Raw genomic sequence first — 19,424 nt, forward strand, 5'->3', positions numbered from 1 at the left:
AACGCGGCCCGATCCCACCCTTCGGAGTGACCCGCGGCGCGTTAGGCACCCTCCCCGCGCGACCCCAAATAGCGTCCAGTAGGGTTTGGTCCGCATAAACATCCAAACCCCTGCCCGTGTGCCAGGGCGGCGAGCGACCAGCGAGATGGCGGCCGTAGCCAACCAAAGAGCGCGGGCGAGACTCTCGGGAAGGCGCTACGTGAGTCCCAACGGCTCCGACCGCTCGTCGCGGCGCCCGATGCGGCGGAAGCTGCCGCAGGTGCTGACTGCGGGCCTGATCCTGGTAACCGCTACCGGTTGCTCATACAAGGACTTCCCTCGTCTTGGTATGCCCACCCCGGTGACGGAGGAGGCCCCTCGGATCCTCTCCCTCTGGCAGGGCTCGTGGGCGGCAGCGCTCGCCACGGGCGTGCTGGTGTGGGGTCTGATCCTGTGGAGCGTCATCTTCCACCGGCGCAGCCGCACCAAGATCGAGGTTCCGACGCAGACGCGGTACAACATGCCGCTCGAGGCCCTCTACACGGTGGTTCCGCTCATCATCGTGTCGGTCCTCTTCTACTTCACCGCGCGCGACGAGTCGAAGCTTCTGAAGCTCGACGACAAGCCCGCACACACCGTCAACGTGGTCGGCTACCAGTGGAGCTGGGGCTTCAACTACGTCGAGAACGTGCCGGGTGTCAACGGTGACGCCAAGACCTCCAAGGAGCTCTCGGGCATCCCGAAGCGCTTCAAGGACGACTTCCCGGCGCACGCCGGCGGTGTCTACGAGGTCGGTACCCCTGGCGAGCGGAACCCGCAGACCAACAACCCCGGTCCGACCCTCTGGCTCCCCAAGGGTGAGAAGGTCCGCTTCGTCCTCACTTCGCGTGACGTCATCCACTCCTTCTGGGTGGTGCCGTTCCTGATGAAGCAGGACGTCATTCCGGGCCACACCAACTCCTTCGAGGTGACCCCCAACAAGGAGGGGACCTTCCTGGGCAAGTGCGCCGAGCTCTGCGGCGTCGACCACTCCAGGATGCTGTTCAACGTGAAGGTCGTCTCTCCTGAGCGCTACCAGCAGCACCTCAAGGACCTCGCGAAGAAGGGGCAGACCGGTTACGTCCCGTCTGGCATCGCCCAGACGGACCACGAGAAGGACCGGGAGACGAAGAACCTGTGAGCATCCTCAACGAACCCCAGGGTGCCGCGGCAGCAAGCGACTCGTACGAGAACGAGCTGCCGGTCCGGCCCAAGCGCCCCGGCTCTACGGTGATCAAGTGGCTCACCACCACTGACCACAAGACCATCGGCACGCTGTATCTGGTGACGTCGTTCGCGTTCTTCTGCATCGGCGGCATCCTGGCGCTCTTCATGCGCGCCGAACTGGCCCGTCCCGGCATGCAGATCATGTCGAACGAGCAGTTCAACCAGGCGTTCACGATGCACGGCACGATCATGCTGCTGATGTTCGCGACGCCGCTGTTCTCCGGCTTCGCGAACTGGATCATGCCGCTCCAGATCGGTGCCCCCGACGTCGCGTTCCCGCGCCTGAACATGTTCGCCTACTGGCTGTACCTGTTCGGCTCGCTGATCGCGGTGGGTGGCTTCATCACCCCGCAGGGCGCCGCCGACTTCGGCTGGTTCGCCTACAGCCCGCTGTCGGACGCCGTCCGCTCGCCGGGCATCGGCGCCGACATGTGGATCATGGGTCTGGCCTTCTCCGGCTTCGGCACGATCCTCGGCTCGGTCAACTTCATCACCACGATCATCTGCATGCGCGCTCCTGGCATGACGATGTTCCGCATGCCGATCTTCGTGTGGAACGTGCTGCTGACCGGTGTGCTGGTCCTGCTGGCCTTCCCGGTGCTCGCCGCCGCGCTGTTCGCCCTGGAGGCGGACCGCAAGTTCGGTGCGCATGTATTCGATGCCGCGAATGGCGGCGCGTTGCTATGGCAACACCTCTTCTGGTTCTTCGGGCACCCAGAGGTGTACATCATCGCCCTACCATTCTTCGGAATCATTTCCGAAGTGATCCCAGTGTTCTCGCGCAAGCCGATGTTCGGCTACTCCGGCCTCATCGGTGCGACGATCGCGATCGCCGGTCTCTCCGTGACCGTGTGGGCGCACCACATGTACGTCACCGGCGGTGTGTTGCTGCCGTTCTTCTCCTTCATGACGTTCCTCATCGCCGTGCCGACAGGCGTGAAGTTCTTCAACTGGATCGGAACGATGTGGAAGGGATCGTTGTCCTTCGAGACACCGATGCTCTGGACGATCGGCTTCCTGATCACCTTCACCTTCGGCGGTCTGACCGGCGTCATCCTGGCGGCCCCGCCGCTGGACTTCCACGTCTCGGACTCGTACTTCGTGGTGGCGCACTTCCACTACGTGGTGTTCGGCACCGTCGTCTTCGCGATGTTCGCCGGGTTCCACTTCTGGTGGCCGAAGATGACCGGCAAGATGCTCGACGAGCGTCTCGGCAAGATCACCTTCTGGACGCTGTTCATCGGCTTCCACGGCACGTTCCTGGTGCAGCACTGGCTGGGCGTCGAGGGCATGCCGCGTCGCTACGCGGACTACCTCGCGGCCGACGGCTTCACCGCGCTGAACACGATCTCGACGATCTCCTCGTTCCTGCTCGGCCTGTCGATCCTGCCGTTCCTCTACAACGTGTGGAAGACCGCCAAGTACGGCAAGAAGGTCGAGGTCGACGACCCGTGGGGCTATGGCCGTTCGCTCGAGTGGGCGACGTCCTGCCCGCCGCCGCGGCACAACTTCCTCACGCTGCCGCGCATTCGCTCGGAATCCCCGGCCTTCGACCTCCACCACCCGGAGATCGCCGCGCTGGACCAGCTGGAGAACGCTGGACACGGTGCCTCGACCGGCACCGCTCTTGCTAAGGAGGCCGGCAAGTGAAGGTCCAAGGCAAGATGTTCATCTGGCTGAGCCTCTTCGTCCTGATCATGGCCGGTGTCTACGGCGTGTGGTCGAAGGAGCCGGCCGGTACGACGGCACTCTTCCTGGCGTTCGGCTTGTGCATCATGGTCGGCTACTACCTGGCCTTCACGGCCCGGCGTGTCGACACCGGTGCCCAGGACAACAAGGAGGCCGACGTCGCGGACGACGCCGGCGAGGTGGGCTTCTTCAGCCCGCACTCCTGGCAGCCGCTCGCACTGGGTGTCGGCGGCGCGCTCGCCTTCCTGGCCGTGGCCATCGGCTGGTGGCTGCTGTACTTCTCGGCCCCGATCATCCTGTTCGGCCTGTGGGGCTGGGTCTTCGAGTACTACCGCGGTGAGAACCAGAACCAGTGAGCCCCGGCTGACCGGTACTGAACCTCCGTGACCGAAGGGCCCGGACACTCCTGACGGAGCGTCCGGGCCCTTCGGCATGCCGCCGGTTGCCCCGTGCGGCTCACTCGCCGCGCTGGACGGGACGTTCCTTCTTACGGTGAGTCCATGAACCACTCACCGCGTATCCGTACGGTTCTGGGCTGCACCGTGCTGGTGGCCGCACTCGGTGCGGGCACAGCGGCATGCGGCAACTCCGGCCACCCGCTCTCCGCCAAGCCGTACGACGCGGCGAGCCAGATCTCCTTCAACGGTCCCGTGGGCAAGGCCAAGAAGGCCGACCCGGACAAGCCGCTGGAGGTCACCGCCCAGGGCGACGAGTCCCGCATCACCGACGTCACCGCCCAGGACGCCATGGGCCGCTATGTCGCGGGCGAACTCTCCGCCGACGGCACGAGATGGCACACCACCGCACCCCTGACCGCGGACACCCGCTACACGGTCCGGGTGAGCACCGAGGACGAGGACGGCGAACCCGGCCGCAAGGTCCTCGGCTTCGACACCGGCCACCCGGGCAAGGAGAAGGCCCTCAAGGTCACGTTCGGCCCGCAGAAGGGCACATACGGCGTCGGACAGCCCATCACCGCCGAACTCAACAAGCCCGTACGGGACGAGAAGTCCCGCGCGTTGGTGGAGCGTTCCCTGAAGGTCGACTCCAAGCCCGCCGTGGACGGCTCCTGGTACTGGGTGGACAGCACCGAACTGCACTACCGCCCCAAGGGTTACTGGCCCACTCAGGCGAAAATCACGGCAACCAGCAGGTTGGAGGGCGTGAAGATCCGGGACGGATTGTGGGGCGGCAGCTCCAAGCCGCTGACCATCAGTACGGGCGACCGCATCGTGGCCGTCACCGACGCCTCCGCGCACTCCATGACGGTCTACCGCAACGGCAAGGAGATCAACTCCATGCCGGTCACCACCGGCAAGCCCGGCTACGAGACCCGAAACGGCGTCAAGGTGGTGCTCGGCAAGGAGTACTACGTACGGATGCGCGGCGAGACGATCGGCATCTCCGAGGGCTCTTCGGACTCGTACGACCTGCCGGTCTACTACGCGACCCGCGTCACCTGGAGCGGCGAGTACGTGCACGCCGCGCCCTGGTCCGTCGGCTCGCAGGGCTCCGCGAACGTCAGCCACGGCTGCACCGGCATGAGCACCAACAACGCCGCCTGGTTCTACGACACCGTGCGCCAGGGCGACATCGTGAAGGTCGTCAACAGCAACGGCTCGGAAATGGACCCGTTCGGCAACGGGTTCGGCGACTGGAACGTCAGCTGGAAGAAGTGGCAGGGGGGCAGCGCCCTCACGAAGAAGGCCGACAAGCCCGACCCGGCCCTCCAGGCACGGCTCAGTCCCCAGGCCTGAGGCCGCCGGCCAGGATCAGCGGTGTGACTTCCGACTCCCGTACGCCATCGGTGTACGGGAGTCGGTGCGTGCGGGAGCCGGTCCGCGCGAGGCGCCTCAGGCTTCGACAGCGAGCCGGGAGCGCAGCAGGGAGGCCAGCGCCCCGGCGAACTCCACGGGCTCCACAGGAAGCGTCACAGCCGCCTCCGCGCGGCTCCACGTCGCCAGCCACGCGTCCTGCGGGCGGCCGATCAGGAGCAGCACCGGCGGGCAGTGGAAGATCTCGTCCTTGATCTGCCGGCACACGCCCATGCCGCCCGAGGGAGTGGCCTCGCCGTCCAGCACACAGACGTCGATCCCGCCCCGGTCCAGCTCCTTGAGGACGGCCGGAAGCGTCGCGCACTCGATGAACTGGACCTCGGGAACGTCCGACGCGGGCCTGCGTCCGGTAGCCAGGCGGACCTGCTCGCGCGTGTTGGCGTCGTCGCTGTAGACCAGAACCGTCGCGGTCGACTGCATCGTTCCTCCGAGACATCGGTGTCCTAGGGCGTCCTCGCGGCGGAGCCTACTCCTCCCGACACCCCGTCAACACCGGTTCGCACACGGCTCCGATGGGCCATATGGGCTGGACACACCACCCAGACACTCCGAACGGCACCCCCCGGAGTGAGGGCGAGATAAGCGACCGACATAATGTCGGTCGTGGCGACAGCAACGACAGTAGAAACCGGGCACGCGCACCCGTCGGTCAATCGACCGAACCTCACCAGCGTCGGAACCATCATCTGGCTGAGTTCCGAGCTGATGTTCTTCGCGGCCCTCTTCGCGATGTACTTCACCCTGCGATCGGTGACCGGGCCGGATCACTGGAAGGAAATGGCGCATGCGCTGAATCTTCCGTTCTCCGCGACGAACACCACGATCCTGGTGCTCTCCTCACTCACGTGCCAGATGGGCGTGTTCGCCGCTGAGCGCGGCGACGTGAAGAAGCTCCGGTCGTGGTTCATCGTCACGTTCATCATGGGTGCGATCTTCATCGGCGGTCAGGTCTACGAGTACACCGAGCTGGTCAAGAAGGATGGGCTCTCGCTCTCCTCCGACCCGTACGGCTCGGTGTTCTACCTGACCACCGGCTTCCACGGCATGCACGTGACAGGTGGCCTCATCGCCTTCCTGTTCGTCCTCGGCAGGACGTACGCGGCCCGGAGGTTCACCCACCATCAGGCGACGGCCGCCATCGTCGTGTCCTATTACTGGCACTTCGTGGACGTCGTCTGGATCGGCCTCTTCGCCACGATCTACCTGATCAAGTAGTTCGACGATCACAGCATCGGGCGTAGTACCCGACACATTTCCGCAGCACCGACGCAGAAGATCCTGACACCGGGGTAATCCGTGAAAAAGCTCTCCGCACGACGACGCCATCCGCTGGCGGCGGTCGTCGTCCTACTCCTCGCGCTGGCGGCCACCGGGGGGCTGTACGCCGCGTTCGCGCCGGCGGACAAGGCGCAGGCCAATGAAACCTCCCAGTCCCTCGCCATCGACGAGGGCAAGAAGCTCTTCTCCGTAGGCTGCGCGAGCTGCCACGGAACCGGCGGTCAGGGCACCTCCGACGGGCCGAGTCTCGTGGGCGTCGGCTCCGCCGCCGTCGACTTCCAGGTCGGTACCGGCCGGATGCCGGCCCAGCAGCCGGGCGCCCAGGTCCCGAGGAAGAAGGTCATCTACTCGCAGGCCGAGATCGACCAGCTCGCGGCGTACGTCGCGTCGCTGGGTGCCGGTCCGGTCGCGCCGACCGACAAGGACTACAGCGCCAGTGGCGCGGACATCGCCAAGGGTGGCGAGCTGTTCCGCACCAACTGCGCCCAGTGCCACAACTTCACCGGTGAGGGTGGCGCGCTGACCCACGGCAAGTTCGCACCGAGCCTCGAGGGTGTGGCCCCGAAGCACATCTACGAGGCCATGCAGACGGGCCCGCAGAACATGCCGTCGTTCCCGGACACGACGATGACCAAGCAGAACAAGAAGGACATCATCGCGTACCTCGACGCGGTCAACGGTGACAAGACCGAGAGCCCGGGCGGTCTCAAGCTGGGCGGGCTCGGCCCGGTCAGTGAGGGCCTGTTCGCCTGGATCTTCGGTCTTGGCGGTCTGATCGCCGTCGCCATCTGGGTTGCCGCTCGGACCGCAAAGGCCAAGAAGTCATGAGTAGCCAAGACATTCCAGAAGAGAACCTGCCCACTGAGCAGGAAGCCGAGGAGCACGGCTCGGTCGCGGTGAAGGACGAGCCCTTCACCGACCCGGGTCTGCCGCCCCACGAGCACCGGATCCAGGACCTCGACGAGCGGGCCGCCAAGCGGTCCGAGCGCGTCGTTGCCTTCCTGTTCATGGTGTCGATGCTGGCCACCGTCGGCTTCATCGCCTCGTACGTCACCATCGACGTCGACACGAGCATCTACGTCTTCCCGATCGGGCACATCAGCGCGCTCAACTTCGCGCTCGGCCTGACCCTGGGCGTGGCCCTGTTCTGCATCGGCGCGGGCGCGGTCCACTGGGCCCGCACCCTGATGTCCGACGAAGAGGTCATCCAGGAGCGCCACCCGATCGAGGCGGAGCCCGAGGTCAAGGCGAAGGTCCTGCAGGACTTCGCCGACGGTGCCCGCGAGTCGCAGTTCGGCCGGCGCAAGCTGATCCGCAACACCCTGTTCGGCGCGCTGGCGCTGGTGCCCCTTTCCGGTGTGGTCCTGCTTCGTGACCTCGGGCCGCTGCCCGAGAAGAAGCTGCGCACCACGTCGTGGAAGAAGGGCCTGACCCTCGTCAACATGAACACGAACGAGCCGCTGCGTCCTTCGGACATCGCGGTCGGCTCGCTCACCTTCGCCAAGCCCGAGGGCCTGGAGGAGCACGACGAGGACTTCCAGACGAAGATCGCCAAGGACGCCCTGATGCTCGTCCGGATCCAGCCGGAGAACATCAAGGACAAGCAGGAACTCGAGTGGTCCCACGAGGGCATCGTGGCCTACTCGAAGATCTGCACCCACGTCGGTTGCCCGATCTCGCTGTACGAGCAGCAGACGCACCACGCGCTGTGCCCGTGCCACCAGTCCACCTTCGACCTCTCCGACGGCGCCCGGGTGATCTTCGGTCCTGCCGGTCACGCGCTGCCGCAGCTGCGCATCGGCGTCAACGCCGAGGGTCACCTCGAGGCGAAGAGCGAATTCGCTGAGCCCGTCGGCCCTGCCTTCTGGGAGCGCGGATGAGTACTACGACCACGAACGACGCGCCTGCGCGCGAGAAGGCACCGGCCGGCGAGCGCGTAGCCGACTGGGCCGACGGACGTCTGGGGATCTACTCCCTGGCCAAGTCCAACATGCGCAAGATCTTTCCGGACCACTGGTCCTTCATGCTCGGCGAGATCTGCATGTACAGCTTCATCATCATCATCCTCACGGGTGTGTATCTGACGCTGTTCTTCCACCCGTCGATGAACGAGGTCACCTACAACGGCAGCTACGTCCCGCTCCAGGGGCAGCTGATGTCGGAGGCCTTCAACTCGACGATGCACATCTCCTTCGATGTGCGCGGTGGCCTGCTGATCCGTCAGATCCACCACTGGGCCGCGCTGATCTTCCTCGCGGGCATGTTCGTGCACATGATGCGCGTGTTCTTCACGGGTGCGTTCCGCAAGCCGCGTGAGGTCAACTGGCTGTTCGGCTTCCTGCTGTTCGTCCTGGGCATGTTCACCGGCTTCACCGGTTACTCGCTCCCGGACGACCTGCTCTCCGGCACCGGTGTCCGCTTCATGGAGGGCGCGATCCTGTCCGTGCCGATCGTCGGCACGTACATGTCGTTCTTCCTCTTCGGCGGCGAGTTCCCCGGCGGCGACTTCGTCGCACGGTTCTACTCGATCCACATCCTGCTGTTGCCGGGCATCATGCTCGGCCTGATGGCGGCGCACCTGATCCTGGTCTTCTACCACAAGCACACGCAGTTCGCGGGTGCCGGAAAGACCAACAAGAACGTCGTCGGCATGCCGCTGCTCCCGGTCTACATGGCCAAGGCGGGTGGCTTCTTCTTCCTGGTGTTCGGCGTCATCGCGGTGGTCGCCGCGATCGCGACGATCAACCCGATCTGGGCCATCGGTCCGTACCGGCCGGATCAGGTGTCCACCGGCGCGCAGCCCGACTGGTACATGGGCTTCTCCGAGGGCCTGATCCGTGTGATGCCAGGCTGGGAGATCAACTTCTGGGGTCATACGCTCGTCCTGGGCGTGGCCATCCCGCTGGTGATCGTCTTCCCGCTGGTCCTGGTCGCGATCGCGGTCTACCCGTTCATCGAGGCCTGGGTCACCGGCGACAAGCGCGAGCACCACATCCTGGACCGCCCGCGCAACGCACCGACCCGCACGGCCTTCGGCGTCGCGTGGATCACCTGGTACATGGTGCTGCTCATCGGTGGTGGCAACGACCTCTGGGCGACGCACTTCCACCTCTCGCTGAATGCGATCACCTGGTTCGTCCGGATCGCGTTCTTCGTCGGACCGGTCATCGCCTTCATCGTCACCAAGCGGGTCTGCCTCGGCCTCCAGCGCCGCGACAAGGACAAGGTGCTCCACGGACGCGAGTCCGGCATCATCAAGCGCCTGCCGCACGGTGAGTTCATCGAGGTGCACGAGCCGCTCGACCAGGAGGCCCTGCACACCCTCACGGCGCACGAGCAGTACGCGCCGGTCGAGATCGGCCCGACGGTCGACGAGAACGGTGTCGAGCGGAAGGTCACGCGGCTCCAGAAGCTGCGCGGCAAGCTCTCGCGCGGTTACTACGGGGAGAACAACCAGATCCCGAAGCCGACCGCCGAGGAGTACAAGGAGATCACCAGCGGCCACGGCCATCACTGATCTCTGATCTGTCGCTGCAAGCCACAGCGGGAGCCCTCGTCCAGTGCCTGGACGGGGGCTCTTTGCGGTCCCGGGACCTGGATAGGGTGGGACCGCAGCACCTTTCGATCCACAGATGCACACAGGAGCGGCCATGAGCGCTTTGAACCCCGCTGGAGGCGACACCGCGGCGGGCCGTTCCTGGCCCGCCGTCCTGAACGGCCTGCTGGAGGGCCGAGACCAGAGCGCCGACGACACGGCGTGGGCGATGGACCGGATCATGCGGGGCGAGGCGACCGACGCGCAGATCGCCGGGTTCGCGGTGGCGCTGCGCGCCAAGGGCGAGACCGTGCAGGAGATCTCCGGCCTCGTACGCGGCATGTACGAGCACGCCAACGTGATCGAGGTGCCCGGCGAGACCGTCGACATCGTCGGCACCGGCGGGGACGGCGCCAAGACCGTCAACATCTCGACCATGGCCGCGATCGTGATCGCGGGGGCCGGCGCCAAGGTCGTCAAGCACGGCAACCGGGCCGCCTCCTCGGCTTCGGGCTCCTCCGACGTACTGGAGAAGCTGGGCGTCAACCTCGACCTGTCGCCCAAGCGGGTGCCCGAGGTCGCGGAAGAAGCCGGCATCACGTTCTGCTTCGCCATAAAGTTCCACCCCGCGCTGCGCTACGCGGGCGCCGCGCGCGGCCAGCTCGGTATCCGCACCGTGTTCAACCTGCTGGGCCCGCTGACCAACCCGGCCAAGGTGAAGTCGCAGGCCGTCGGCGTCGCCGATGCACGGATGGCGCCGATCGTGGCCGGGGTCTTCGCCGAGCGCGGCAACTCGTCCCTGGTGTTCCGCGGCGACGACGGGCTCGACGAGCTGACCACCACCGGGAGTTCGCGCGTGTGGGTGGTGCGAGACGGCGCCGTGCGCGAGGAGTCCTTCGACCCACGCGACGTCGGCATCGACATCGTGCCGATCGAGGCGCTGCGCGGCGGCGACCCCTCGTACAACGCGGAGGTCGCGCGGCGTCTCCTCGACGGCGAGCGGGGGCCCGTGCGCGACGCGGTGCTGCTGAACGCGGCGGCGGCCCTGGTGGCCGTGCGGCCGGGCGAGGGCACGCTCGTCGAGCAGATCAGGGCCGGCATGGACCGGGCCGCCGAGTCGATCGACTCCGGCGCGGCGAAGGCGGCCCTGGAGCGGTGGGTGGCGGCGAGCAACCGGCCGTGACCTCAAGGGTGTGACGCAGGGCGCAGTCCAAACTTTGGACTGCGCCCTTGCCGTATCCGAGACGTGTGGCAGGATGCTTTTCAAGGTCATGAGTGACAGCGATCGAGGCCCCAGCCCGCTGTCCGGCAACCCTCCGTCCGTGGCGGGGTGCCCTGGGTGAAGACCAGGCCGTGCGCAGCAAGGCGTGTGGCAAGCGCGGACCCCTGCACACCCTGGGGTCCTGGTCCTCAAGGGAGCAGTCTCGTGAGCAAGCGAATGCGATAGGGCGTTTCGGCCCCGCCTCCGCGTACCCGTTTTCACCTTTCTTTCCATGCCGTCGAGCCCTGCCCCGCAGAGGTCGGACGTGGCTTCGGCATGGTCAATTCGCTTACCGCGCCAGGGAGTTCACCCATGTCTGTTTCCGTCGACGCCGCTGTCTGTACCGCGACCCCCTCCGACGTCGCGGCCCCGCTTCAGGTCCTCGGCCGGGACGTCACCGTTCCGCTCGTCACCGGTGGCGAGGTCACGTACGCCGCCCTCGACTACGCGGCCAGCGCGCCGGCCCTGCAGCGGGTGTGGGACGACGTCGCCGCCTACGCGCCGTACTACGGCAGCGTGCACCGCGGCGCCGGGTACCTGTCGCAGCTGTCCACCGACCTGTTCGAGAACTCCCGGGTCGCCGTCGCCGAGTTCCTCGGCTGCCGCGTGGACGACCAGGTCGTCTTCACCCGCTCCACGACCGACTCGCTCAACCTGCTCGCCGCCGCGCTGCCCGCCGGCTGCGAGGTGTTCGTCTTCGAGACCGAGCACCACGCCTCGCTGCTGCCGTGGCGCGAGGCGCGCGTGACGTACCTGAACGCGCCGCGCACGCCGGACGAGGCCGTCGCCACGCTGGAGCGCGCGCTCGCCGACCGGGAGCCCTACGGCCCGGCTCTCGTCTGTGTCACCGGTGCCTCGAACGTCACCGGTGAGCTCTGGCCGGTGCGCGAGCTCGCGGCGGCCGCTCACGCGCACGGTGCCCGCATCGTGCTCGACGCCGCGCAGCTCGCGCCCCACCACCCGGTCTCCGTGCAGGAGTTGGACGTCGACTGGGTCGCCTTCTCCGGGCACAAGCTGTACGCCCCGTTCGGCTCGGGTGTGCTCGCGGGCCGCTCCGACTGGCTGACGGACGCGGAGCCGTACCTCGCGGGCGGCGGCGCGTCCAAGAAGGTCGCGCGGCGTGCGGACGGTGGCGTGGACGTCGAGTGGCAGACCACCGCGGCCCGCCACGAGGCCGGTTCGCCGAACGTCATCGGCGTGTACTCCATCGCCTCCGCCTGCAAGGCGCTCACCGAGGCCGGGTTCGACAACCTCGTCGCCCGCGAGCAGTACCTGATCCGCAAGGTCCAGGAGGGGCTCGCGGCCGTGCCCGAGGTGAAGGTGCTGTCCCTGTTCGGGGACGAGGCGCCGCGCGTGGGTGTGCTGTCGTTCGTCGTCGAGGGGTGGAACTCCTCGCACTTCGCCGCCGCGCTCTCCGCGGAGTACGGGATCGGGGTGCGTGACGGGCTGTTCTGCGCCCACCCGCTGGTGCGGACGCTGCTCGGTTCCGACCCGCAGCAGCAGGGCGAGTGCGGGGCGCCGGGGGCGGCGCCGGGCGAGAAGTCCCTCAACGCGATCCGTGTCAGCTTCGGTGCCGGGACGCCCGACGAGCACGTGGAGCGGTTCGTGTCCGCCGTGAAGGAACTCGTACGGGACGGTGCGCGGTGGAGCTACCGCACGGAGGACGGCCGCTGCGTCCCGGACCCGTCGTCTGCCTGAGCCCACTTGAGCCCCTGCGGCGGGTGGGCGAATCAAGCCCCTGCGGCGCTTGAGCAGCGGGGTCCGGGGCGGAGCCCCGAGGCGTTGACCGCGCGGCGCCGCCGGGGCGCTGCCCCGGACCCCGCTGCTCAATCGCCGCAGGGGCTTAAATGGGGCGCCGCCCCGGACCCTGCTCCTCAAGCGCCGGAGGGGCTTAAAAGGGTCAGCCGCCGCAGACGCTTGAATCAGTCGCCGCAGACGCTTAAATGGGACCCCGCCGGAGAGGCGTTACGCGTCGAGGCCGATGGAGAAGGCCGCCTCCAGGTCGTGCTGCGAGTACGTGCGGAACGCGACGTGCGTGTCCGTGCCCTCGACGCCCTGGATCTTGCTGATCTTGCCGGGGATGACGTCCGCCAGGTCGTCGTGGCGGGCGACCCGGACCATGGCGATCAGGTCGTACGTACCGGTGACGGAGAAGACCTCGCTCACGTTGTCCAGGGCCGCGATCGACTCGGCGATCTCGGGGATCCGGTCCACGCTGGTCTTGATGAGCACGATCGCGGTGATCACGGCTGGCTGTCTCCCTCGGTGGCCGTGGCTGGGGTCGCCTCAACCTTAGCCCGCCCGCGGTACCTCCCCCACGCCCACAGGAAGCCGACGGAGAACCCCACCAGGTGCGCCAGATACGCCACCCCGGGCCCCTGGCTGTCCCGCCCCGCCGCCACCCACTGCAACGCCACCCAGAACGGCAGCACCACCCATGCCGGAAACCGCAGGGGCAGGAAGAAGAGGAACGGGAAGACGCTCGTCACGCGCGCTTCGGGGAACAGGAAGAGGAACGCGCCGAGGACCGCCGAGATCGCCCCCGACGCGCCGACCAGGCTCTGGTCCGAATCGGCGTGCGCGATCACGTATCCGAGAAGCGCCAGATAGCCGCTGACCACATAGAACAGGGCGTACGTCAGGCGGCCCATGTGTTCCTCGACCATCGCCCCGAAGACGTAGAGGAAGAGCATGTTGCCCAGCAGGTGCAGCCAGCTGCCGTGCACGAACAGGGCCGTGAGGGGGGTGAGCAGGGCCCGCGCCGAACCGCTGAAGAGTTCGTCGGGGACCACGCCCCAGCGGTCGAAGTAGGCGCTCTGGGCGGCGAGCAGGTGGTCCCCGGTGCCGTAGCCGGGGTTCAGGCCCGAGGCGGGGGACAGTACGAAAACGACACAGCAGACCGCGATGATGCCGTACGTGACCGGAGCCGGGTGACCTCTGAGGAATGCGGTCAGTCTGTCGATCGCGGAGCGCCCATTGCCGATCATGGAGAGAGCATGACGCAAGGCGGGGAGCGGGCGGCGTACGGCAGGCCGTAGGGTTACGGGCAATAAAGCAGCACCACGCAACCCCGTACGCATCCGGAAGAAGGCACCACTCGATGACGGTTCCCCTGCCGACCGCCACCACCCGCTGGCGCTGCACGCTGTGCGGCAATCTGACGCGTTTCGACGTCACGCGGTCCTCGAAGGTTGTCGAGTACGTCCACCTGGACCTGGCCGGCGAGCCGAAGGTGGAGGAGCGCGAGGTGGTCAGTGAGACCATCGAGTCGGTGCGCTGCCGCTGGTGCAACGCGGTGGATCAGGTGGAACTGGTGGACAGGCCGGGCGCCGACTCCTGAGGAGCGGCTCCACAGCGACATTGGGGTGACGGATGGTGGAGAGCACAGGCGGGGAGGCCGGGGAGGGCGGCGCCGCCGAGGTGCTCGACCGTCCGCTGCCCGAAGGGGTACGGCGGCGGGTCGTGCAGATCGCGTCGGACGGCTTCGGCGGTCTGACGGTAGGTGAACTCCCGGCTCAATTGCGGCAGTATGCCCGGTTCACCCCGACCCGGCGGATGAAGTTCGCCGGCAACGCCATGGCCGCGGCCCTGGAGGGCGACACGCTGTTCCGGCAGCGGATCGGGGAGCGCCTGCGGGACGCGCAGCCCGAACTGGCGGCCGCCCTGGAGGCGGGGTCCCCGCCGCCCGCGGCCGATCCGCTCGACGTGGCGGCGGCCGCCTATGTGCTGCGGCCCGTCGGCTGGGTGAAGCTCGTCGCCGCCGCGGGCGAGGACGCGGAGCGGGCCGACGCCGAGCGGGCCGACGACGAGACCCGCGCCGAACTCGAGCGGCTGCGCGCCGAACTGGCCGAGGCCCGGGCCCACACCAAGACCGAGACGGACCGGCTGCGCGGGGAGCTCGACGCGGCCAAGCGCGAGGTCGGCTCCGTGGAGCGCAAGCTGCGGGCCGCGCTCAGCGACGTGAAGCGCGGCGAGGCCGCCGTGCGCAAGGCGAAGGCCGAGACCGACGCGGTGCGCGCCGAGGGGCAGGCCCAGGTGTCCGCCGCGGAGAGCGAGACGCGGCGGCTCAAGTCGCGGCTCGGCGAGGCGGAGTCGGCCCTGGAGTCCTCCCGCCGGGCGGCCCGCGAGGGGCGCAGCATCGAGGACATGCGGGTGCGACTGCTGCTCGACACGGTCCTGGACGCGGCCCAGGGGCTGCGCAGGGAGCTCGCGCTGCCGCCGGTGTCCTCACGCCCCGCCGACTCCGTCGACGCCGTCGAGCCCGGCCGGATGACGCCGAAGGACATCGCGGCGCGCGCCCTGCACGAGCACGACCCGGCGATCCTCGACCAGTTGCTGGCGCTGCCGCAGGCCCACCTCGTCGTCGACGGGTACAACGTCACGAAGACCGGGTATCCGACGATGCCGCTGGAGAAGCAGCGGCTGCGCCTGCTCGGCTCGCTCTCGCAGCTCGCGGCGCAGACCGGGGCCGAGGTGACGTGTGTCTTCGACGGGGCCGAACTCGCCGCGCCCGTACTGCTCGCGCCCCCGCGCGGGGTGCGGGTGCTGTTCTCCAAGCCGGGGGTAACGGCGGACGAGCTGATCCGCCAGCTCGTGCGCGCCGAGCCGTCGGGTCGCCCCGTCATCGTCGTGTCGACCGACCGGGAGGTCGCGGACGGCATCGCGAAGGCGGGGGCGCGGCCCGTCGCCTCCGTGGTGCTCCTGAAGCGACTCTCGCACGGTTGACCTTCCCCCAAAAGGGACCCCGAGTTACCTATGTCACACGCGCAACATCCGTGTCGTATGCCCGAATTGGCGAAACCTTCACGCAACGTAGCGTCAAGCGGACATCACTGCATGTGAGTTGAGTGCAAAGAATGCAGCGAGTGACTGAGATTTTTCTCTGAGGGATTTGAACTGATCACGAAGAGGTCACTAGGGTCTGGCTCGAACCTCCGCTCGGGTGATCACCTAAAAGGGGTGACGGTGGAGGGACACCGCCCGCCGGCGCATCGGTAGGCGGCTGGAGGAAGAAGGAGCTCGCCTTCGTGGCGTCCCACCGTCGACCCAAGCAGCCGAGCCGCACCCGCGTGACCGTGCTCACCGCGACCGCCGCCGCTGCCGTGGCGCTTACCTCTCAGGCTGCCAACGCCGCACCCAAGCCCAGCAAGAGCGAAGTCAAGGCCAAGGTCGACAAGCTCTACGAAGAGGCCGGTCTCGCGACCGACCACTACAACGGGGCCAAGGAGAAGCAGAAGAAGCTCGAGACGGAGATCGGTGATCTCCAGGACAAGGTCGCCCGCGGCCAGGACGAGCTCAACGACCTGCGCTCCGGCCTCGGTTCGCTCGCCGGCCAGCAGTACCGCAACGGCGGCATCGACCCCTCGGTTCAGCTCTTCCTCTCCTCCGACCCGGACAGCTACCTCGACAAGGCCTCGACGCTCGACTCGCTCAGCGCCCAGCAGCTCGAGTCGCTCAAGAAGGTCCAGGAGAAGCAGCGCACGCTCGCCCAGGAGCGCGCCGAGGCCTCCCAGAAGCTCAAGGACCTCGCCGACACGCGCACGGAGCTCGGCAAGAAGAAGGACCAGGTCCAGAGCAAGCTCGCGGAGGCCCGCAAGCTGCTCAACACGCTGACCGCCGAGCAGCGCGCCAAGATGGCCGCCGAGCAGCAGCGCGCCAGCCGCGACTCCGCCAGCCGCGTCGACCTCGGCAGCGCGGTGCCCGCCTCTGGCCGTGCCGCCGCCGCCCTGTCCGCGGCCGCCACTCAGATCGGCAAGCCGTACGTCTCCGGCGGCTCGGGCCCCAACTCCTACGACTGCTCGGGCCTGACCCAGTGGGCGTACAACCAGGCCGGTGTCTCCATATCCCGGACCACGTACACGCAGATCAACGAGGGCACCGAGGTGCCCAGGAGCCAGCTCAAGCCCGGCGACCTGGTCTTCTTCAACAACACCGAGCACGTGGCCCTGTACGCGGGCAACGGCCAGGTGCTGCACGCCCCGCACCCCGGTGCCAGCGTGCGCTACGAGTCGATGGACACGGTCGGCCCCTACCAGACGGCCCGCCGCATCTGACCCACCGGAAGGCCGCCGCCTCCCGGCTCTCAACGTGCCCTGGAAACGCGCCCGTTCGGGCGAATTCCACGGACCCGCGCTGACCCCCGCGCCCCGCCCATGACCTGCGTCAGAGGCGGGGCGCCGCGCTGCGTGGCCCCTGAACGGTCTTTGGCCAGGCGGTAGTCGCCCGACTACTGTCGGCGCGCATTCCCCCGATCACGGGGGTCCGTCAGCGGAAGGGGGAGCGGCTACCCGTGGGTTCTCATCGCCGTATCTCGCATTCTCGGCACTCGGGCCTCGACCGGAGTACGCGTGCGACCGTTCTGACCGTGGCCGCGGCCTCCGCGGCGGCGGCCCTCGGCGCAGCCCCGGCGGGCGCGGCGCCGCAGGACAGGCCCGCCGCGGGCAAGGCCGCGGTGGACCGCCTGTACGAGCAGGCCGAGAAGGCCACCGAGGCGTTCAACCGGGCGGACGAGCGCGCGGACAAGCTTCGCAAGGAACTCGCCGACACCCAGGACCAGGTGGCCCGCGGGCAGGAGCGGATCAACGCGATGCGGCGCGCGCTCGGCGTGGTGGCCGGCGCCCAGTACCGGTCCGGGGGCATGGACCCCTCGCTCGCCCTGATGCTCTCCTCCGACCCTGCCGGCTACCTCGACAAGGCCGGCACGCTCGACAGGATCGGCGCCCGGAACGCGGGAGAGCTGGTCGAACTGCGGGGCGCCCAGCGCGATCTGGACCAGCGCAGGGCCGAGGCGCGCACCGAGCTCGCCCAGCTGGAGGCCAGCCGCAAGGCCGTCCGGCAGCACAAGCGGAGCGTGGAGAAGAAGCTGGCCAAGGCGCGCCGGCTGCTCAACGCGATGCCGAGCGGCGAGCGGGCCGCGTACGACCGGGCCTCGCGCAGCGAGCTCCGCCCCGACCTGTCCGGTGCGGGCGCCGCCTCCTCCGCCCGTGCGGCCATCGCGCTCGCCGCCGCCAAGTCGGCGCTCGGCAAGCCGTACATCTGGGGCGCGACGGGGCCCTCCGGCTTCGACTGCTCGGGCCTGATGCAGTGGTCGTACGGACAGGCGGGCGTCGGGCTGCCGCGCACCTCGCAGGCGCAGCGGTACGCGGGCCGTCAGGTCCCGGTGTCGCAGGCGCAGCCCGGCGACCTCGTCGCCTACGGCTCCGACGCCCACCACATCGCCATCTACGCGGGCAACGGCCAAGTGATCCACGCGCCGCATCCGGGCGCCCCGGTGCGCTACGACCCGGTCGGCATGATGCCCGTCTCATCCGTGACCCGGGTCTGAGGCTCCTCGCGCGACTTCGCCGTACGATCGGCGATGATGGCTGGTCGACGGCGTGCGGTGGGCAGGGCGGGGAGTGCGGTGGCACTGGGCGCCCTGCTCGTAGGGCTGTCCGCGCTCTCCGGGTGCGGCGGCGCCGAGGGGCCGAAGGGCGCGGACGCGTCCGCCGTGCAGCGGGTGCTCAACCAGCGGGCGCACGCCGTCGTTACCCGGGACGGGCCCGTGTACCGGTCGACGGGCAGCGCGGAGCCCGGCCTGCTCGACGACCTCTCCGAGGTCCCGCTCGACTCCTGGCAGTACAAGCTCACGCACCTGAAGCGCTCCGGATCCGGGGCCACCGCCACGGCCGAACTCCGCTACCGGGTCGACGGCTACGACAAGGCGCCCGTGGTCGCCGAGCGAGCGCTGACCCTGGGCCACGGCGACGACGGCTGGTACGTCACCGGGGACCGGCCCGCGAAGAAGGCGGGCGAGCAGCTGTGGGAGCAGGGCCCGGTGACCGCGGTGAAGGGCGCCCACAGCCTGGTGCTCGGAGTCGGCAAACCACGCTCCGAACTGCGCTCGTACGCGAAGCTCGCCGACGAGGCGGTGCCCGCGGTGCGGCGCGCCTGGGGAGACGACTGGGCGCGCCGGATCGTCGTCCTGGTGCCCGAGTCCCTCGACGAGATGGGCGGACTCCTCGGCGCGCCCGCCGCCGGCTACCAGGGGATCGCGGCCGTCACGACGGGCGAGGCGGGCGGTCCGAAGACGGCGCCCGCGGACCGGGTGATCCTCAACCCCGAGGCGTACAGCGTGCTCGGTCAGGTCGGCAAGCAGGTCGTCCTCACCCACGAGACCGCCCACGTCGCCACCCGCCGCGCGACCTCCGCCGCGACCCCGCTGTGGCTCTCCGAGGGGTACGCGGACTGGGCGGGCTACCGCGAGAGCGACCGCACGCCGGGGCAGGCGGCGCCAGAGCTGCGCCGCGCCGTCCAGGAGGGCGCGGCGCCCGCCGGGCTCCCCGCCGACGCGGACTTCGGCTTCGCCGGCGACTCCGCCAGGCTCGCCCGCGCCTACGAGAGCGGCTGGCTGGCCTGCCGGATGATCGCGGACCGGTGGGGCGAGGCGAAACTCAACGCGTTCTACACGGCGGTCGGCGGCCACAAGCAGCGGTCCGGGGCCGTCGACGGCGCGCTGCGGCAGGCCCTCGGCATCGACGAGCAGGAGTTCGTGACGCAGTGGCGGCAGTACGTGCGGGCGGAGCTGGGCTGAGAACCCTCT

18 protein-coding genes and 1 riboswitch are annotated in these 19,424 nt (G+C 68.6%); of the genes, 15 read left to right on the forward strand and 3 right to left on the reverse strand.

Going from position 1 to position 19,424, the window contains the following annotated elements; genetic code table 11:
- The first annotated feature begins 199 nt into the window (after positions 1–199).
- From ctaC to ACP4E5_RS32040, 4 genes are all read left to right on the forward strand, one after another.
- Positions 200–1,159, forward strand: coding sequence for an aa3-type cytochrome oxidase subunit II (ctaC, locus tag ACP4E5_RS32025; RefSeq protein ID WP_425834776.1), 960 nt, complete (start codon positions 200–202; stop codon positions 1,157–1,159).
- Positions 1,156–2,895, forward strand: coding sequence for an aa3-type cytochrome oxidase subunit I (gene ctaD / locus ACP4E5_RS32030; RefSeq protein WP_425834778.1), 1,740 nt, complete (start codon positions 1,156–1,158; stop codon positions 2,893–2,895). Before ctaC ends, ctaD begins: the two co-directional genes overlap by 4 nt.
- On the forward strand, positions 2,892–3,290 hold the full coding sequence (locus ACP4E5_RS32035; protein WP_425834780.1) for a cytochrome c oxidase subunit 4: 399 nt from the start codon (positions 2,892–2,894) through the stop codon (positions 3,288–3,290). Before ctaD ends, ACP4E5_RS32035 begins: the two co-directional genes overlap by 4 nt.
- A 144-nt stretch (positions 3,291–3,434) precedes the next feature.
- Entirely contained in the window at positions 3,435–4,691 is a 1,257-nt protein-coding gene (locus ACP4E5_RS32040; protein ID WP_425834781.1) for a L,D-transpeptidase, read from the forward strand.
- Between the two features lie 96 nt (positions 4,692–4,787).
- Here the strand turns inward: ACP4E5_RS32040 and ACP4E5_RS32045 are convergent, their stop codons facing one another.
- Positions 4,788–5,189: a DNA-binding transcriptional response regulator gene (locus ACP4E5_RS32045; RefSeq protein WP_425834783.1), complete on the reverse strand. Its 402-nt coding sequence runs from the start codon at positions 5,187–5,189 to the stop codon at positions 4,788–4,790.
- A 174-nt stretch (positions 5,190–5,363) separates the two neighbouring features.
- Between ACP4E5_RS32045 and ctaE the strand changes: the two genes are divergently transcribed.
- The 6 genes from ctaE (at position 5,364) to ACP4E5_RS32075 (ending at position 12,541) form a co-directional block, all read left to right on the forward strand.
- Entirely contained in the window at positions 5,364–5,984 is a 621-nt protein-coding gene (ctaE, locus tag ACP4E5_RS32050) for an aa3-type cytochrome oxidase subunit III (protein WP_326014682.1), read from the forward strand.
- 81 nt (positions 5,985–6,065) lie between these two features.
- Entirely contained in the window at positions 6,066–6,875 is an 810-nt protein-coding gene (gene qcrC / locus ACP4E5_RS32055; RefSeq protein ID WP_425834785.1) for a cytochrome bc1 complex diheme cytochrome c subunit, read from the forward strand.
- Positions 6,872–7,927 (forward strand): cytochrome bc1 complex Rieske iron-sulfur subunit, encoded by a 1,056-nt coding sequence (gene qcrA, locus ACP4E5_RS32060; protein ID WP_425834787.1) that lies wholly within the window; start codon positions 6,872–6,874, stop codon positions 7,925–7,927. The genes qcrC and qcrA overlap by 4 nt, the downstream gene beginning before the upstream one ends.
- Positions 7,924–9,564, forward strand: coding sequence for a cytochrome bc1 complex cytochrome b subunit (gene qcrB / locus ACP4E5_RS32065; protein ID WP_425834789.1), 1,641 nt, complete (start codon positions 7,924–7,926; stop codon positions 9,562–9,564). Before qcrA ends, qcrB begins: the two co-directional genes overlap by 4 nt.
- Before the next feature lie 133 nt (positions 9,565–9,697).
- Positions 9,698–10,765 (forward strand): anthranilate phosphoribosyltransferase, encoded by a 1,068-nt coding sequence (gene trpD, locus ACP4E5_RS32070; protein ID WP_425834792.1) that lies wholly within the window; start codon positions 9,698–9,700, stop codon positions 10,763–10,765.
- Positions 10,766–10,849: 84 nt separating this feature from the next.
- A riboswitch (SAM riboswitch) is annotated at positions 10,850–10,967 on the forward strand.
- A gap of 188 nt (positions 10,968–11,155) precedes the next feature.
- Positions 11,156–12,541, forward strand: coding sequence for an aminotransferase class V-fold PLP-dependent enzyme (locus tag ACP4E5_RS32075; RefSeq protein ID WP_425834794.1), 1,386 nt, complete (start codon positions 11,156–11,158; stop codon positions 12,539–12,541).
- Positions 12,542–12,808: 267 nt separating this feature from the next.
- Here the strand turns inward: ACP4E5_RS32075 and ACP4E5_RS32080 are convergent, their stop codons facing one another.
- The gene (locus ACP4E5_RS32080; protein ID WP_425834796.1) at positions 12,809–13,090 is read right to left on the reverse strand and encodes an Lrp/AsnC family transcriptional regulator; all 282 of its coding nucleotides are present in this window, start codon (positions 13,088–13,090) and stop codon (positions 12,809–12,811) included.
- Positions 13,087–13,830, reverse strand: coding sequence for a rhomboid family intramembrane serine protease (locus ACP4E5_RS32085; protein ID WP_425834798.1), 744 nt, complete (start codon positions 13,828–13,830; stop codon positions 13,087–13,089). The genes ACP4E5_RS32080 and ACP4E5_RS32085 overlap by 4 nt, the downstream gene beginning before the upstream one ends.
- A 113-nt stretch (positions 13,831–13,943) precedes the next feature.
- On the opposite strand from ACP4E5_RS32085, the gene ACP4E5_RS32090 reads away from it, so the two are divergent.
- From ACP4E5_RS32090 to ACP4E5_RS32110, 5 genes are all read left to right on the forward strand, one after another.
- The gene (locus ACP4E5_RS32090; protein ID WP_009309707.1) at positions 13,944–14,183 is read left to right on the forward strand and encodes a hypothetical protein; all 240 of its coding nucleotides are present in this window, start codon (positions 13,944–13,946) and stop codon (positions 14,181–14,183) included.
- A 32-nt stretch (positions 14,184–14,215) separates the two neighbouring features.
- Positions 14,216–15,568, forward strand: coding sequence for an NYN domain-containing protein (locus tag ACP4E5_RS32095; RefSeq protein WP_425834801.1), 1,353 nt, complete (start codon positions 14,216–14,218; stop codon positions 15,566–15,568).
- Positions 15,569–15,870: 302 nt separating this feature from the next.
- Positions 15,871–16,896, forward strand: coding sequence for a C40 family peptidase (locus tag ACP4E5_RS32100; protein ID WP_425834803.1), 1,026 nt, complete (start codon positions 15,871–15,873; stop codon positions 16,894–16,896).
- Between the two features lie 236 nt (positions 16,897–17,132).
- Positions 17,133–18,167, forward strand: coding sequence for a C40 family peptidase (locus ACP4E5_RS32105; protein WP_425834805.1), 1,035 nt, complete (start codon positions 17,133–17,135; stop codon positions 18,165–18,167).
- Positions 18,168–18,203: 36 nt separating this feature from the next.
- Positions 18,204–19,415: a hypothetical protein gene (locus tag ACP4E5_RS32110; protein ID WP_425834807.1), complete on the forward strand. Its 1,212-nt coding sequence runs from the start codon at positions 18,204–18,206 to the stop codon at positions 19,413–19,415.
- Positions 19,416–19,424: the final 9 nt, after the last annotated feature.

It is taken from the genome of Streptomyces fractus (assembly GCF_049844455.1).
Lineage (GTDB): Bacteria > Actinomycetota > Actinomycetes > Streptomycetales > Streptomycetaceae > Streptomyces > Streptomyces fractus.

What these genes read in the sequence shown, in the direction of transcription:
- ACP4E5_RS32040 (WP_425834781.1), top strand. Translation starts at nt 3,435, where the DNA reads ATGAACCACTCACCGCGTATCCGTACGGTTCTGGGCTGCACCGTGCTG.
- ACP4E5_RS32045 (WP_425834783.1), bottom strand. Translation starts at nt 5,189, where the DNA reads ATGCAGTCGACCGCGACGGTTCTGGTCTACAGCGACGACGCCAACACG.
- ctaE (WP_326014682.1), top strand. Translation starts at nt 5,364, where the DNA reads ATGTCGGTCGTGGCGACAGCAACGACAGTAGAAACCGGGCACGCGCAC.
- qcrA (WP_425834787.1), top strand. Translation starts at nt 6,872, where the DNA reads ATGAGTAGCCAAGACATTCCAGAAGAGAACCTGCCCACTGAGCAGGAA.
- qcrB (WP_425834789.1), top strand. Translation starts at nt 7,924, where the DNA reads ATGAGTACTACGACCACGAACGACGCGCCTGCGCGCGAGAAGGCACCG.
- trpD (WP_425834792.1), top strand. Translation starts at nt 9,698, where the DNA reads ATGAGCGCTTTGAACCCCGCTGGAGGCGACACCGCGGCGGGCCGTTCC.
- ACP4E5_RS32075 (WP_425834794.1), top strand. Translation starts at nt 11,156, where the DNA reads ATGTCTGTTTCCGTCGACGCCGCTGTCTGTACCGCGACCCCCTCCGAC.
- ACP4E5_RS32085 (WP_425834798.1), bottom strand. Translation starts at nt 13,830, where the DNA reads ATGATCGGCAATGGGCGCTCCGCGATCGACAGACTGACCGCATTCCTC.
- ACP4E5_RS32090 (WP_009309707.1), top strand. Translation starts at nt 13,944, where the DNA reads ATGACGGTTCCCCTGCCGACCGCCACCACCCGCTGGCGCTGCACGCTG.
- ACP4E5_RS32095 (WP_425834801.1), top strand. Translation starts at nt 14,216, where the DNA reads ATGGTGGAGAGCACAGGCGGGGAGGCCGGGGAGGGCGGCGCCGCCGAG.
- ACP4E5_RS32110 (WP_425834807.1), top strand. Translation starts at nt 18,204, where the DNA reads ATGGCTGGTCGACGGCGTGCGGTGGGCAGGGCGGGGAGTGCGGTGGCA.